Here is a 14,241-nt window from a genome sequence, read left to right on the forward strand (position 1 = left end):
CTACAACTCGATCTCTGCCACCAGCGGCGCATGGTCCGACAGGTGTGACCAGGGCTTGCGCGGCAGCACGACCGGCGCATGCACGCCGGCATTGCGCACGTAGATGCGGTCCAGCGGCAGCAGCGGAAAACGCGCGGGGAAGGTCTTCGCCGCGCTGCCGTTGGCCTGCACGAACACCTCCCGCAGCGACGCGCCCTGCTCGAGGATCTCGTGCGCGCGGCCTCGCCAGTCGTTGAAGTCGCCGGCGACGATCAGCGGCGCATCGGCCGGCACTTCGTCGCGCACGATGTGGCACAGCAGTTCGAGCTGCTGCAGCCGATGAAGCTCGGCCAGGCCCAGGTGGGCACAGATCACGTGCACGTCGACCGGCCGGCCGGGCAGGCGCAGCACGCAATGCAGGAGTCCGCGCTTCTCGGGGCCCACGATCGACACGTCGTGATTCTTGAAGTGGACGATCGGAAACTTCGACAGCACGGCATTGCCGTGGTGCCCCTTGGGATAGACCGCGTTGCGGCCATAGGCGAACTGGGGCCACATGGTGTCGGCCAGGAATTCGTAGTGCGGCGCCTCCGGCCAGTTGTCGATCTTGCGCGAATGGCGCGAATGGGTCCCGAGCACCTCCTGCAGAAACACGACGTCTGCGCCCACCGTGCGCACCGCCTCGCGCAGCTCCGGCAGGATGAACCTGCGGTTGAGCGCAGTGAAGCCCTTGTGGGTGTTCACGGTCATGACCTTGAGGGAGGTGGGCGGTGCCGCCACGCCGGGCGAAGGAGAGGAGGGCTTCACATGCCTGGTTGTAAGCCGGCGCATGCGTGGCGGCTGTAGGAGCTTGCGCCGGCCTGTGCCCGGCGAGGGTCAACTCCTACAGGCGGGTCTGTCGCATCCCCACACCGTGCGGCCCAGGGTGCTCCTACGGTGAAAACGGAGTCTTGATGGAAAGGGCTCACATTCGTTGATCTCAAGAGACAAGGAGTCACCATGAAGCAGGGTTTCATTGCCACCACCCTCCTCTCCGGCCTGATGGGCTTGGCCGGTATCGCCGTCGCGCAGAGCACCGTAACGGGGCGGCCCGACGGCAGCGACCCCGCATCGCGCGAGGCCGTGAAGGCCGAGGCGCGTGCCCACAACCGCAACAATGCCAACAACCCGGTGCCCAAGGGCGAAGCCACCACCACGGTGAACGCCCAGCCCAACGCGATGCCGCGGCCGACCGGCGAACAGTCGCGCAAGGACGTGAGCCAGCAGGCACGCAAGGTCAAGCCGCGCTTCGGCGAGAGAGGTGAGCGGCCTGATGTTCCGACCAACCCGACCGACAAGACCGGCACGCCGCAGTAAGGTGCGCGCCGAGCTCAAAAAAGCCCGCAGCGATGCGGGCTTTTTGATCGGCCGACGACGAAGAGCTTAGCTCTTGGCGGGTTCGCCATGGCCATGGTGGCGATGGCCGTGCCCGCGATGACCGAAGCGCATGCCTTCCACATCGAAGGTCTTCTGCTGCTCGGGCGTGAGCGCCGCATAGAAGCTGCGCGTGGCATCGATGCGCTTGGCGAACATCGCGCTGCGTTCGGCGTGGCGCTTCTGCATCAGGTCCAGGCGCTGCGGTGTCGTCAGCTTGGCCAGCTCGGCGCGGTCCGGGCGGCCTTGCCCGGCTGCGCGGGCCGGCGGCTGTTGCGCGGTGGCGAAACTGCTCCACGCGCCTTCCTGCGCCGGGCTGAGCTGCAGCTTCTGCTTCAGCGCGGCCAGGCGCTCGGCGCGATGGGCCTGCATGCGCTCGAAGCGCTTGGCGCGGTCCGCGTGCTTGGCTTGCGCCGGGGCCTTGGAGGCGCCCACCTGTGCCTCGGCAGCCGGCGGGGCCGGCGCCGCGAGGGGCGCCTGGGCGAAAGCAGCGGAGGAGGCGAACGTGGCCGAGGCGAGCAGGCCGGCCAGGAGAAGGCTTTGGCGAGACGAAATCATGAGAGTGCTTCCTTTCGAAGAAGCCCGCCGCCGATGGGCAGCAGGTGAGAGCAAGTGTCGAAGCGCTCTGTATCCCGGCCGTGAGCTCCGCGTTGTGCCTGCGTAAAGAAAGATTTCGGCGCGTACCGATGCCGGCGCCCTACTTAGGCCGCGGAGGCGCCAGGCCGGCATCGGGCGCTTCGAGCCGGCCTGCGCGCAAGCGGGCCACAGCGCGGGCGACCGCACGCGCGACGTTGCGCACTTCTTCCTGCACCCCGGTGTCCTCGTCGAGCGCATCGTGGCTGGTCGCGTAGGGCGCGTAGTAGCCGATGTAGCGGTCCAGTCGCGCCTGGGCGCCGGCGTCGACCAGGCCCATCCAGTCGAGCCAGTCGCTGAGATTGCGGCGCAGGCTCTCGACGCCGGCGACGTCGCCGTGCACCACGAGGCCGTAGGCGCGGCCCGCCAGGTGCTTGGGGTAGTCCCAGCCCTTGAGTTCGATCGCCTTGGCCTCGTCCGGCTTCTTGCCGTGGGTGGAGGTGGGATCGGGGTTGCCGCCGTCGGCGCAGACCAGGCGATCGGCCATGAGCTTGAGCGGGCTCGCCGCCTGGTACCAGTGCGTCGGCGTGAAGAGGATCACGCCGTGCGCGGACACCCAGCGTTCGTAGATCTCGTTCATCCAGTCGCCGGTCTGCCGCAGCGAGTGATTGGGATAGCAGCTGCAGGGCCAGTGGCACAGCGGCATGGCGGTCGAGACGCAGCCTTTGCAGGGATGGATCTGGCGCCCGTACTCGGAGGTGAGCAGGCTCAGGTCCAGCACATCGCATTCGATCTGCTCGCCCTCGAGCACCGGCTTGGCGAGCTGCAGCAGGCGATGCGTCTTCGAGATCTCGCCGGGGCAGGTGCCGTCGTTGCGCGGCGAGCCGTTGACGAGCAGCACGCGCGACCTTGTCTCCGGCCTGCCCCATGCAGCCTGCGCGCGCTCGATGCGCGCCTTGGCCTCTAGCCAGTCGACCGAGAGCTCGTAGTCGGGGTCCGCATAGCCGGGCCCGGCCTTGCGGGTCACCGGCGCCTTTCGGCCTTGCTGGTAGGCCTCCCAGGCGACGACTTCGATGCGGCCGAGCGCTTCGGCCTCGGCCTGGAAGGCCGGGTCCCGGTACGACTGCATGAAGCGTTCGTGGAATTCGGCGCGTTCGAGCGTGGGCGGCGCCTGGCCCTTGCGGACTTCGGTCATGCGGCCGAATGTAGGCAACCGCCGCGCATCGGGCCCGCACCGCGCCGGCCGAAATGCCGTAGGCGCGCGACTACAGTTCAGCCGAGCTTGCCGTCTTGAAAGTCGTGCACGGCCTGCGTCACCTGCTCGCGCGTGTTCATGACGAAGGGGCCGTACTGCGCGATCGGTTCGTGCAAGGGCTTGCCCGCGATCAGCAGAGCGCGCGCCGGGCTGTGGTTGGAGGCGGGCGCATGCAGCAGCACGCCGTCGCTTTCGGGGTCGTTGGCGAAGATCGCCATGCGCTTGGTCGGGATCTCGCTGCTGCCGATGAAGAGCGATTCGCGAAACACGTAGAGCAGCGCATTGCGGTCGGGCGCCAGCGGCTGGGCGAACTCGGCACCGGGCGGCAGCGTGAGATCGAGGTAGAGCGGCTCGGTGCGCTCGCGCTGCACCGCGCCCTGGATGCCGTGGCTTGCGCCCGCGATCACGCGCACATGCACGCCGGCCGGTGTGCGGAACTCGGGAATCTCGTCGCTCTGGATGTCGCGGTACCAGGGCGTGCGCATCTTGTCCTTGGCGGGCAGGTTGAGCCAGAGCTGGAAGCCTTCCATCAGCCCCTCTTCCTGTTCAGGCAGCTCGCTGTGCACCAGGCCGCGGCCGGCCGTCATCCATTGCACGCCGCCGTTCTCCAGCAGGCCTTCGTGACCTTCGCTGTCGCGGTGCCGCATGCGGCCCGCGATCATGTAAGTCACTGTTTCGAAGCCGCGGTGCGGATGGCTCGGGAAGCCGCCGATGTAGTCGCCCGGGTTGTCGCTGCCGAAGGCGTCCAGCATCAGGTAGGGGTCGAGCCGTTGCTGCAGCGTCTGGTTCAGCACGCGCGTGAGCTTGACGCCGTCGCCATCGCTGGTGGAGACGCCGGCGACGATCTGGTCGATGCCGCGCGGCCGGGCCAGCGCAGCGGGTTCGACGGCATGGGTGGTGGTGTTCGATGTGCTCATGCAACCCATGGTGGCACGGAGCGGAGACCGCGTCAGGGGTGGGGCTGCCGCCCGTATAGCGCCTCGAGTTCCCAGGACACGCCCTGCCAGGCCACTTCGAGGCCGGCGGCGCGCGGCCCGGCTGCTGTGCGCCCGGCTTCGATGGCCCAGCGCGCGCCTGCGCTCACGCTGTCGATCAGCGGCACTGCAAGCTCGGCTGCGATGGCGGCGGCCATGCCGGCGAGCCCGGCGCCGCCCAGGATCACGGCCTGCGCGTCGAAACGCGCTGCTGCCTCGCGGCAGGCTTCGGCCAGCAGCGCGCGGGCGCCTGCCGGATCGGCGGCGAGCTCGGCGCCGCTCGGTGCCACCGTGTGGATGCCGGCGAGCGAGGGCGCGTGACCGAGCGCCAGGGCCAGGCGCTCGAGCATCGGCCGCCAGCGTTCGCCGCCCGTCACGACGGCGAAGCGCCCATGCCGTGCCGCGGCTGCGAAGGCCGCTTCCGCGAGACCGCCCACCGGCATCCCGCAGATCTCGCGCAGCGCGAACAGGCCCGGATCGCCGAAGCAGCCGATCAGCACCGCCGCAGGCCGCTCGCCACGGGCCAGCGCCGCGGCCCAGGCATCGAGCACCGCGTGCTGCGCCACGGCGTAACCGGCCTCGCTGTCGATGTAGGGCGCGCCGAAGCGGGCGCTGACGGTGTGCACCTTCAAGGCGGGGCTCACTTCGTTCTGCACGTGGCGCTGGAGCAGCGCGCTCACCGTCGCCGAGGTGTTGGGATTGATGACCAGCAGGCGCGGCATCAGCGCCGCCGTGTCGCACGCCGCCGCAACCAGGCCGCGGAGCCCAGCGCGAGCGCCATCACCAGGAAGGAGACCACGGTGGTGACCGTGCCGAGCGCGTAGATCGACGGCGTGGTCACGGTCGAGGTCAGGCCCTGCAGTTCGAGCGGCAGCGTGTTGACGTCGCCGATGGCCTGCGAGGTGCGCGCGATTTCGTCCCACGAAAGCGTGAAGCCGAACATGCCGATGCCGACCACGGACGGCCCGATCAATGGCAGCACCACGTGGCGGAAGCTCTGCCAGGGGGTGGCGCCGAGATCGCGCGCAGCTTCCTCGAAGGCCGGGTTGAAGCGGTTGAAGACGGCGAACATGATCAAGAGGCCGAAAGGCAGCGTCCAGGTGAGGTGCGCGCCCAGCGCCGAGCTGAGCAGGCCCAGGGCGGTGCCGTAGCTCTCGAGCGTGCCGTCGGCCCCCGCGGCCGCGAGCGCACCCTTGATGCCGCTGTCGAGCAGCCGGAACTGCAAGCCGATGCCGAGCGACACGATGATCGAGGGCATGATCAGGCTCGCGACCGTGACGAAGAACAGCGCATTGCCGCCGGCGAGCTTCTTGCGGAACGCCAGTCCCGCGAGCACCGAGAGCGCGACGGTGAAGAGCATGACCACCGCACCCAGCATCAGCGAGCGACGGAAGGCCGCGCCGATGTCGACCGTGCCCAGGCCTTCGGCGAGCTTGCGGAACCAATGCAGCGAGACGCCGCGCAGCGGAAAGGTGAGGCCGCCTTCGGGCCCCTGGAAGCTCAGCACGAAGATCGTGATCATCGGGCCGTAGAGGAAGAGCACGAAGAGCGCGAAGACGATCGCCAGCGGCCAGAAGCCGGGGCTGCGCTGCTCGCCGATTCGCGTGCTCATGTCACAGCTCCTTGCGGATGTCTACGAGCCGCGTCAGGCCCCAGATGATCATCAGCACCACCGCCAACAGGATCATCGCGTTGGCCGCCGCGAGCGGGAACTGCAGGTAGGAGGTCTGTACCTGGATGATCTTGCCGACCGAGGCGATCTGCTGGCCGCCCATCACGCCGATGGTCACGAAGTCGCCCATCACGATGGTGATGACGAAGATCGAGCCGATCAGGATGCCGGTGCGCGAGAGCGGCACGATCACGTTCCACAGCGTCTGCCAGCCGGAGGCGCCGGCGTCGCTCGCGGCCTCGAGCAGCGAGCGGTCGATGCGCATCATCGAGTTGAAGATCGGCACGATCATGAACATCGTGTAGAGATGCACGAAGGCCAGCACCACCGAGAAGTTCGAGAACAGCAGCCACTCGACGGGCGCGTCGACCAGGCCCAGCCCCACCAGGCCCTGGTTGACGAGCCCATTGCGCCCGAGCAGCGGCACCCACGAGATCATGCGGATCACGTTCGAGGTCCAGAAGGGCACGGTGCACAGCACGAAGAGCAGGGTCTGCATGCCCGGCGAGCGCACGTGGAAGGCCAGGAAGTAGGCGACCGCGAAGCCGATCGCGAGCGTGATGGCCCAGACCAGCAGGCAGAACTTGAGCGTGCTCAGGTAGGTGGAGAGCGTGACGCAGAGGTCGCCGTTGTCGGTGAGCTGCGAGCAGCCTTCGAAGATGCTCGCGTAGTTGCGCAGCGTGACTGCAGGAATCAGCTCGTACTCGTTGAAGTTCCAGAGGCTGACCATCGCGATCAGCGCCAGCGGGATCAGGAAGAAGAGCAGGAAGACGAGCGCGAAGGGCGCGGCCTGCCACCAGGCCTTGATGGCACGTGCAGGCGCCAGCGCCACGTGCGTGGAGGCCGGAACCGCACTCACGGCAAGCGCAGCGACGCCCGTTCGGGAGACACCGCGGAACCGGCTTTGCCGGGCCGCTGGTGTCGCCCCCTTGAGGGGGGAGTCGAGCTACACGAAGTGAGCGAGGGACGGGGGCGGGGCATTACGCTGCGACGAACTCGTTCCATTTCCTCACCATGTATTCGTTCTCGTCCATCACCGCATTCCAGCAAGCGATGCCGCCCATGCGCTGCTCGTAGCTGCCGCCGTCGCGCACCGAGCCGGTCTTGGCCAGCAGGTCGCCGTTGGGGCTCTTGATGTCCTGCGCGGCGGGCTTGCCCTCCATCCAGTAGGCCCACTCGTAGGCTTCCATCTTGGCCTTCGCAGTGTCGAGAACGGCGCTGTAGTAGCCCTGACGGTTGAGGTAGGCGCCGGCCCAGCCGTCGAGGAACCAGTTGATGAACTCGTAGGCGCCGTCGAGCTTCTTGCCCGAGAGCGTGGCAGGCAGGCCGAAGCCGGCGGCCCAGGCGCGGTAGCCTTCCTTGAGCGGCTGGAAGTTGCAGGCGATGCCCTTGGTGCGCACGGCCGTCACGGCCGGCGACCACATCGACTGGATCACGACCTCGCCCGAGGCCATCAGGTTGACCGACTCGTTGAAGTCCTTCCACAGCGCGCGGAACTGGCCGGCCTTCTTGGCCTCGATCAGCGTCTTGATCGTCAGGTCGATCTCGGCCTTTGTCATGTTGCCCTTGTCGGCGTACTTGTGGATGCCCTTGGCCTCCACCACCATCGCCGCGTCCATGATGCCGATCGAGGGGATGTTGAGGATCGCGGCCTTGCCCTTGAACTCCGGGTTCAGCAGTTCGGCCCACGAGCCGATCGGGCGCTTGATGAGGTCAGGGCGGATGCCCAGCGTGTCGGCGTTGTAGACGGTCGGGATGAGCGACATGAACTGGGTCGGCGACTTCGCGAAGACCTTGCTCTTCTCGCCTTCGAGGAAGATCACCTTCTTCGGCGCGGTGCCCTGGTCGCCCACCTTCTTGCCGGCCACTTCGCCCTTGGTGAAGAGGGAAGTGATCTTGTCGGCGTTCTTGATCTTCCTGGTGTCGATGCCCTTCAGGTTGCCGGTAGGCACGATCTTCTTGAGCGAGAAGTACTCGGTGTCGATCAGGTCGAAGCTGTTGGGTGCGGTCACGGCGCGCTTGGTGACGTCGTCGGTGGTGACGGCCACGTACTGGATCTCGATGCCGGTGTCGGCCTTGAACTTCTCGGCGATCGCCTTGTCCTGGTTGACCGCGGTGCCGAGGTAGCGCAGCACGATCTTTTCCTGCGCGTGGATGGCGGGGAACGCGCCGGCTGCGAGGATGCCCGCGGTGCCCTGGAGCAGGGTGCGGCGCTGCACGCCCTTGTCGGCGGATGAATCGATCGGTTTGGACATGGTTTGGCTCCTGATGGTGCGGTGATGAATCTGGACAGATGGGCGGCGGCGATCAGGCCGCCATCGCCGCGAGTGCGGACAGGGGCGCAGGCCGCGACACCGACCCGGCGGGCGGTTCGCCCGTAGGGCGGACGGCGCCGGGCCCCAAGGGACGCGCATCGGCCGGCGACCACGAAAGGCGCACGCCGTCGCCGACCGCATAGGGATGCATGCCGAAGGCCTTCTCCGACAACAGCACCGAGACGCCGCTGCGCGCCGGCGCCGCGGCGGTGAGCCTGAGGCCCATCAGCACGTAGGTGCCTTGGTATTCGACGTCCGTCACGCAGGCCGCGAGGCCGGCATCGCCGTTCGCTCCGGCGGGCGCGACCTGCATGTGGTCGTTGCGCACCGCGATCAAGCCTTCGGGCGTGTCCAGCACGTTGTGGCCGCCCATGAAGCGCGCGACGAACTCGCTGGCCGGATGGTTGTAGACCTGGTGCGGCGAGCCGACCTGCTCGATCAGCCCATGGTTCATCACCACCATGGTGTCGGCCAGCGCCATCGCTTCCTCCTGCGAGTGCGTGACGTGGATGAAGGTGAGGCCCAGCTCCTTCTGCCAGCGCCGCAGCTCGGCGCGCATCTGGATGCGCAGGAAGGGGTCGAGCGCCGACAGCGGCTCGTCGAGCAGCAGCACGCGCGGCTCGGTGATCAGGGCCCGCGCCAGCGCCACGCGCTGCTGCTGGCCGCCCGAGAGCTCGCCCGGCTTGCGCCCGGCGAGGTGCCCCATGGCGACGCGCTCGAGCAGGCTTCCCGCCCGCTTGTGGCGCTCGGCCTTGGAGACGCCCTTCATCTTGAGGCTGAAGGCCACGTTGTCGAGCGCAGAGAGATGCGGAAACAGCGCGAAGCTCTGGAACATCATCGCGGTGCCGCGCGCCGCGGCGGGCAGGTTGGTGATGTTGCGGTTGTCCAGCAGGATGTCGCCGCCGGACACCGACTCGTGCCCCGCCACCATGCGCAGCGTGGTGCTCTTGCCGCAGCCCGAGGGGCCGAGCAGGCAGCAGTAGCTGCCGCTGGCAATGCGCAGGTGAATCTGGTCGACGGCAGGCGGCGCGCCGGCGGCATAGCGCTTGGAGAGCGCGACGATTTCAACGGCTGCAGGCGGGAGGGCGGTGACAGCATCCATCGATGCCGACTTCGCAAGACATGTGCCAGCGCCCCGGGCCGCCGGCTGGCGCGCAGCGCGCCGAGTTGGTGCGCTCGGATGCCCGCTTCAGGGTGGCGCGAAGCGCGCGTTGGCCACGTTCTTGATCAGCGCCTCGCGCTGGAACCGCGTGATGCCGCGCATGCCCTCGGCCACCGACCTGGCGCGCTCGCCGTCGATCCTGCCCTCGCGCTGCCACTTCTCGACCGCCTGGCCCGGGTTGTTCAGCATCGCGGCCAGCCAGACCGCCTGGGCCGGCTCGAGGTTGCGCGCGCTGCGCTTGAAGTAGCGGCGCGCGGCGGTCTCGGCCCCGCAGAGATTGGGGCCCCAGGGCGCGTTGTCGAGGTAGAGTTGCAGGATGCGCGCCTTGCCCAAGGTCTGCTCCATCTCGACCGCGTAGAGCAGTTCGCGCAGCTTGCGGTCGGCGCTGCGTTCGCTGCCGGCGGCGAGCAGCCGCCCGAGCTGCTGCGTGAGCGTGCTGCCGCCGCGCTCCACCTGGCCGGCCTTCTGGTTGGCGGCGATCGATGCCGTGAGTTCGGCCAGGTCGTAGCCGGGGTGGCTGAAGAAGCGCTGGTCTTCGGCCGCGATCACGGCGCGCGCGAGCCAGCTGTCGTTGGCCAGCCGGGCGGGGGCGCCGCAGCTGCTGCGGGTGTTGAGCATGGCCTCGGTGCCCAGGCCCTCGACCGTGAACTGCGCGATGCGCGGGTGCAGCGTGAAGCTGCCGGCCGGCAGGTCGACCTGTGCGCGCAGGCCCAGCGTGCCGCCGATGCGTGCCTTCTGCAGCTCCGGCAGCTCGGGCGCCAGCACCGTGTACCAGCGTGCGATCGGCGCCTCGGGCGCATCGATGTGCAGCTGCAGGGTCTTCTGCGTGAGCCGGCCGTCCCAGCGTGCGCGCAGCACGTTGTCGCCCGCCACCGTGGACACCGTGGTCGCGGCGGGTGCGACTTCGATCGTGCCGTTGAGCGAGCCGGCGTCGCGCCGCGCCGTGACCAGCAGGCTGTCGAGCCGGATCGGCGCGCTGCCGAGCGCCGGCACCGCGGCGCTGCAGGGCGCGCAGCGCAGTTCGAGCGTGGCGGCGGGCTCGTTCCAGCCGAAGCGGATGACGCCATGGCGCGTGGCCAGCGAACGGCCGTCGAGCCAGGGCGCGAACCACGAGGAGGTGGCGAGGCGGATCGCCGTGGGAACGCCGACGTTGAGGCTGAAGGGGCCCGTCTTGACGCGGGTCGGCCACTCGTCGGGGCCGGGCGCGAGCGCCAGTTTCACGACCAGGTAGATGGCCACCACGGCCGTCAACACCAGCGCGAGAAACGCAAAAAACAGGTAGAGCAGCGCTTTCTTCAAGAAATGTCTCTCACTCGATCGGTCTTGCCAGGGTCACAGCCTGCCAGGGTCCGTGGGACCGGCCGCTCGCTGCGGCCCAGTACCAGGCTGAAGTGTCGGTGAAAGCCGTGCCCTCGGCGTCGACGATGCGCTCGCAAACGCGCAACTTTTGCGCACCGGGGCCCTCGGTGACGAAACAACGCCACAGTCGGCCCTGGGCATCGCGCGAAAGGTGCGCCTGCTCGATGCGATAGCCGAGTGCGCGGTAGCAGTCGGCAGCAGGGTGCAGCATGCGCGTCGGCGCGTGGACCTCGCGCAGCACCAGCGTCTGCCGGCCGTCGGTCAGGCGCGCGATCGCGCCGGGAAAGCGCTCCGCGAAACGCCGCTCGACTTCGCTCAAGGCCAGCGGGCGCAGCGCGGCGCCGTCCCATTGGCTGGGCCACTCGTGAAAGCTCGTGGCCGTTGCCGGCGCAGCCTGCGGCCGCAGCGCGAAGGCGGCCGACCAGACGAGGCACAACCCCATGACGAAGGCGAAGACCGCCTTGTGCGCGATGCGGTTGACGAAACGGTTGGCGAAGAAGCGTTCAAGAAAGAGCGGTGTCGACACGGCGAGCTCCTGCGGTAGTGATCAGGCCGGGGATGGCGGCGGGGACGAAGCGTTCCTGCGGCGGGCGCGCCGGCGCCATCACCCGGGCGACGCCGCCGCACACCAGCGCGAGCACGGCCAGGCCGAGCGCCTCGTGCAGCCAGGGCGCGAGCGCCAGGCCCGCACCTTCGAAGCCGACCAGCACGCTGTTGCGCAGGATGTTGCCGCCCATCACCAGCAGCCCCACGGCGGGCAGCCGGGCCAGGAAGCTGCGGTCGCCGCGCCGCGCCCAAAGCGCCACGGCGCAGGCGGTGAAGTAGCCGAGCCAGACCATCTGCACGCCGGAGCAGGGTGCGTCGACGATCACCAGCCGGCCGTCGACCAGCAGGCTGGTGCCCTCGCGCGCCATGCTGAAGCCCGGCGCCAGCAGCCAGCGGCTGGCCTCGGCCGTGATCACGCGCAGCGGATAGCCGGCGTAGAACTGCAGCGACGAGAGCAGCGGCAGCGCGAGCACCGCCAGGCCGACGACCGGCAGCGCCGCCACGCGCCTGGGCAAGAAGGCCAGCAGGCCGGCGGCTAGCGCCAGCACCGCGAGCAGGCCGGCCGCCAGCGGCGGGAGCGTCGGCACCACGCCGGGCCCGGTGCGCAGCAGGGTCGCGGCCAGCGTGCCGGCGCTCGCCAGCGCGAGCCAGCCGAGCCGCGGTGCGGCGCGCAGCGAATGCCGCAGCTTCCAGGCCAGCACGGTCAGCGCCGCGAGCGCGAGCAGGCCGAGCGGATCGTCGGAGCCGTCGCGCAGTCGCCGGGCCATCCAGAGCCAGGTCGGCGTCAGCGCGGCGGCCTGCAGCGCCAGCCAGACGGCGGCCGGTGCGCGGTCGAGCCGGATGCCCCAGTCGAAGACGCGCGGGTGGGTTTGGGCGAGTCGGGCCAGCGTCATCTTGCGGTCCTCAAGCCGTGTACCGGCGCGCGTCGTTGCGGCGCGCGCGCCGGCGCAGCATGGCCAGCATCGACAGCACCACCGCGATCGCGCCCAGTGTTTCGGGCTCGGGCGTGCTCGGCACGGCGGCGCCCAGGGTCTGGCCTTCGCCCAGCGCGCGTTCGCCCACGCCCTTGGGCAGCGGCTGCGGCTGGTCGACGCTCGTGGCATCTTGCGGAGTCACGTTGCGCACCACCTTGTCGACCGCGATGAAGCTGGTGTATTGCGTGAGCAGGCCGTAGCGCAGGCCGAGATCGGTGATGCGCTGCTTGAAGGCATCGCCGCCTTCCAGCGCCTCCTGATCGCTCAGGCTCGCGATGCGGTGGCGGGCCCAGAGGCTGCGCAGCGCGGCCGCGTCGTGCCGCGTCGCATCGTCGATGCGCACTTCCTGGCGGTACGGGCCCTCGGCGCTCTGGCCTTCGATGATGACGCGGCCCTTGGCCTCGCCGCGCCATTTGCCGAACACGATCACCGGGCGTTCGCCGAGTACGTCGGGCAAGGCCTGCGGCTCCACGTCGTAGACGTCGAGGCCGCCGAAAGTGGCTTTCACGTTGGTGAGCACGGGCGACTCGACCATGCGCTTGAAGCGCGCAGCCTGCTCGGGCGCCTGCACCGGGTCGGTGATGATGAAGGGCTCGCCCATGCCGGCGCGGGCCAGGCCTTCCATCAGGTGCCGATTGACCGAGCTGCCGATGCCGAAGGCGAAGACGTTCGCGCGGCCGAGGTTCTTGCGCACCAGCTCGAAGGCCTCGCGCTCGACCGTCACGTAGCCGTCGGTCACGACCACCACGGTGCGCGACACGTTCTCGGCCTTGGGCTCGGCATAGACGCGCTTGAGCGCCGGGATCAGCTCGGTGCTGCCGCTGCCGTTGTAGTTCCTGATGGTGGACAAGGCCTGCTCGATGTTGGCGCGGGTCGCGGGCACCGATTGCGGCGAGAGCATCCTGTTGCTGCCCGAGAACAGCAGCACGTTGAAGGTGTCGCTCGGACGCAGGCCGCCGATCAGCCGCTCCAGCAAGACCTTGGCCGTGTCGAGCGGGAAGCCGTGCATCGAGCCCGAGATGTCGACCACGAAGATGTAGTCGCGCGGCGAGATCGTGTGGGCCGCGACCGACTTGGGCGGCTCGACCATCGCGAGGAAGAAGTTCTCCGGGTTCTCGCCCTGGCCCTTGTAGAGCATGAGGCCGGATTCGATCTTCTCGCCGGCGAGGCGGTAGTCGAGCACGAAATCGCGGTTGTTGGCGGGCTCGCCGCTCTGCACGAGCGCGACATCGGCGTGCTGATCGTCGTTGCTCTTGCGGAGGTCGATCGCATGCGTGGCCGAGCGGATTTCCTTGATGCCGAGCGGCGTGTCGAGCGCGACCTTGAGCTTGAAGACGGTGTTCGGCGCCACGCCTTCGCGCAGCGTCGGCTGGGCCACCCACTTCGCATCCCTGTTCTGCGACTGCGGGCTGTTGTAGCGCGGCCCGACCACCGTCGGAAACACGAACTGGTAGTTGCCCGCCTGCGGCACCAGCAGCTCGGTATAGCGCAGCTCGACCTTGACGTCGTCGCCCGGAAGGATGTTGGCGACGTTCATCTGGAACACGTTGGGCAGGTGCTGCTCCAGCAGCGCGGCCGTCTTGCCTTCCTTCTTCGCGGCGTCGTAGTCGATGCGGGCCTGCTGCTTCTCGCGGATCTGCGCGGTGATCAGGCGATCCGCGAGCCGCACGTTGAGGCCGCCGACCGCGGCCCTGGTCGAACCCGGGAACACGTACTTCGCCTCGATCGCGCGCGAGCCCTCGTTGCGGTAGGTCTGCGTGACCCGGACGTCGGCGATCACGCCCGAGACCTTCACGTCGACCTCGGTGCTCTTGAGCGGCAGGCGGTCGACCGAGGGGTCGTCGCTCCTGACGAAGAAGTAGGGGCTCTCGGTTTTCAGGCGCGGGCCGGTCGCTTGCTGCGCATGCAGCGGCCGGGCGACGAGCAGCAAGAAGCAGCTGCTTGCGAGACCCAGCGTCGCGAGCCAGAGCCAGCGGCCGGGACGGGTTGTGGTGGCTTCCATTGTGGTGGTCCGGTGGT

General features: G+C 69.0%; 14 protein-coding genes. 1 reads left to right on the forward strand and 13 read right to left on the reverse strand.

Features of this window, described 5'->3' with window-relative positions:
* A complete protein-coding gene (locus AC3A6B_RS22750; RefSeq protein ID WP_487838976.1) occupies nucleotides 1-729 on the reverse strand; it encodes an endonuclease/exonuclease/phosphatase family protein in 729 nt (242 codons plus the stop codon).
* Nucleotides 730-978: 249 nt separating this feature from the next.
* On the opposite strand from AC3A6B_RS22750, the gene AC3A6B_RS22755 reads away from it, so the two are divergent.
* Nucleotides 979-1,335 carry a serine/threonine protein kinase gene (locus AC3A6B_RS22755; protein WP_487838913.1) on the forward strand — a complete coding sequence of 119 codons (357 nt, stop codon included), beginning with the start codon at nucleotides 979-981 and terminating at the stop codon, nucleotides 1,333-1,335.
* A gap of 66 nt (nucleotides 1,336-1,401) precedes the next feature.
* Here the strand turns inward: AC3A6B_RS22755 and AC3A6B_RS22760 are convergent, their stop codons facing one another.
* The 12 genes from AC3A6B_RS22760 to AC3A6B_RS22815 all read right to left on the reverse strand — a co-directional run bounded on the left by AC3A6B_RS22760 (nucleotide 1,402) and on the right by AC3A6B_RS22815 (nucleotide 14,224).
* Nucleotides 1,402-1,950 carry a Spy/CpxP family protein refolding chaperone gene (locus tag AC3A6B_RS22760; RefSeq protein WP_487838914.1) on the reverse strand — a complete coding sequence of 183 codons (549 nt, stop codon included), beginning with the start codon at nucleotides 1,948-1,950 and terminating at the stop codon, nucleotides 1,402-1,404.
* A gap of 139 nt (nucleotides 1,951-2,089) precedes the next feature.
* Nucleotides 2,090-3,160, reverse strand: coding sequence for a flavodoxin family protein (locus AC3A6B_RS22765; RefSeq protein ID WP_487838915.1), 1,071 nt, complete (start codon nucleotides 3,158-3,160; stop codon nucleotides 2,090-2,092).
* A gap of 77 nt (nucleotides 3,161-3,237) precedes the next feature.
* A complete protein-coding gene (locus AC3A6B_RS22770) occupies nucleotides 3,238-4,137 on the reverse strand; it encodes a pirin family protein (RefSeq protein WP_487838916.1) in 900 nt (299 codons plus the stop codon).
* 32 nt (nucleotides 4,138-4,169) lie between these two features.
* Nucleotides 4,170-4,916 carry an aspartate/glutamate racemase family protein gene (locus tag AC3A6B_RS22775; protein WP_487838917.1) on the reverse strand — a complete coding sequence of 249 codons (747 nt, stop codon included), beginning with the start codon at nucleotides 4,914-4,916 and terminating at the stop codon, nucleotides 4,170-4,172.
* Complete coding sequence (locus tag AC3A6B_RS22780) at nucleotides 4,916-5,806, reverse strand: ABC transporter permease (RefSeq protein ID WP_487838918.1); 891 nt, start codon at nucleotides 5,804-5,806, stop codon at nucleotides 4,916-4,918. The genes AC3A6B_RS22775 and AC3A6B_RS22780 overlap by 1 nt, the downstream gene beginning before the upstream one ends.
* Nucleotide 5,807: 1 nt before the next feature.
* Entirely contained in the window at nucleotides 5,808-6,725 is a 918-nt protein-coding gene (locus AC3A6B_RS22785; protein ID WP_487838919.1) for an ABC transporter permease, read from the reverse strand.
* 121 nt (nucleotides 6,726-6,846) lie between these two features.
* Complete coding sequence (locus AC3A6B_RS22790; protein ID WP_487838920.1) at nucleotides 6,847-8,121, reverse strand: ABC transporter substrate-binding protein; 1,275 nt, start codon at nucleotides 8,119-8,121, stop codon at nucleotides 6,847-6,849.
* 52 nt (nucleotides 8,122-8,173) lie between these two features.
* Nucleotides 8,174-9,283 carry an ABC transporter ATP-binding protein gene (locus AC3A6B_RS22795; protein ID WP_487838921.1) on the reverse strand — a complete coding sequence of 370 codons (1,110 nt, stop codon included), beginning with the start codon at nucleotides 9,281-9,283 and terminating at the stop codon, nucleotides 8,174-8,176.
* Nucleotides 9,284-9,370: 87 nt separating this feature from the next.
* Entirely contained in the window at nucleotides 9,371-10,642 is a 1,272-nt protein-coding gene (locus AC3A6B_RS22800; protein ID WP_487838922.1) for a biosynthetic peptidoglycan transglycosylase, read from the reverse strand.
* 10 nt (nucleotides 10,643-10,652) lie between these two features.
* Nucleotides 10,653-11,228, reverse strand: coding sequence for a hypothetical protein (locus tag AC3A6B_RS22805; protein ID WP_487838923.1), 576 nt, complete (start codon nucleotides 11,226-11,228; stop codon nucleotides 10,653-10,655).
* Entirely contained in the window at nucleotides 11,206-12,141 is a 936-nt protein-coding gene (gene xrtQ / locus AC3A6B_RS22810; protein WP_487838924.1) for an exosortase Q, read from the reverse strand. Before xrtQ ends, AC3A6B_RS22805 begins: the two co-directional genes overlap by 23 nt.
* A 10-nt stretch (nucleotides 12,142-12,151) precedes the next feature.
* Nucleotides 12,152-14,224 carry a VIT and vWA domain-containing protein gene (locus AC3A6B_RS22815; protein WP_487838925.1) on the reverse strand — a complete coding sequence of 691 codons (2,073 nt, stop codon included), beginning with the start codon at nucleotides 14,222-14,224 and terminating at the stop codon, nucleotides 12,152-12,154.
* Nucleotides 14,225-14,241 lie beyond the last annotated feature (17 nt).

It is taken from the genome of Variovorax sp. Soil_C_33 (assembly GCF_057656935.1).

Bases quoted from the DNA above. Each gene is read 5' to 3' on its own strand.
- AC3A6B_RS22750 (WP_487838976.1), bottom strand. From the start codon at position 729: ATGACCGTGAACACCCACAAGGGCTTCACTGCGCTCAACCGCAGGTTC.
- AC3A6B_RS22755 (WP_487838913.1), top strand. From the start codon at position 979: ATGAAGCAGGGTTTCATTGCCACCACCCTCCTCTCCGGCCTGATGGGC.
- AC3A6B_RS22760 (WP_487838914.1), bottom strand. From the start codon at position 1,950: ATGATTTCGTCTCGCCAAAGCCTTCTCCTGGCCGGCCTGCTCGCCTCG.
- AC3A6B_RS22765 (WP_487838915.1), bottom strand. From the start codon at position 3,160: ATGACCGAAGTCCGCAAGGGCCAGGCGCCGCCCACGCTCGAACGCGCC.
- AC3A6B_RS22770 (WP_487838916.1), bottom strand. From the start codon at position 4,137: ATGAGCACATCGAACACCACCACCCATGCCGTCGAACCCGCTGCGCTG.
- AC3A6B_RS22775 (WP_487838917.1), bottom strand. From the start codon at position 4,916: ATGCCGCGCCTGCTGGTCATCAATCCCAACACCTCGGCGACGGTGAGC.
- AC3A6B_RS22780 (WP_487838918.1), bottom strand. From the start codon at position 5,806: ATGAGCACGCGAATCGGCGAGCAGCGCAGCCCCGGCTTCTGGCCGCTG.
- AC3A6B_RS22790 (WP_487838920.1), bottom strand. From the start codon at position 8,121: ATGTCCAAACCGATCGATTCATCCGCCGACAAGGGCGTGCAGCGCCGC.
- AC3A6B_RS22795 (WP_487838921.1), bottom strand. From the start codon at position 9,283: ATGGATGCTGTCACCGCCCTCCCGCCTGCAGCCGTTGAAATCGTCGCG.
- xrtQ (WP_487838924.1), bottom strand. From the start codon at position 12,141: ATGACGCTGGCCCGACTCGCCCAAACCCACCCGCGCGTCTTCGACTGG.
- AC3A6B_RS22815 (WP_487838925.1), bottom strand. From the start codon at position 14,224: ATGGAAGCCACCACAACCCGTCCCGGCCGCTGGCTCTGGCTCGCGACG.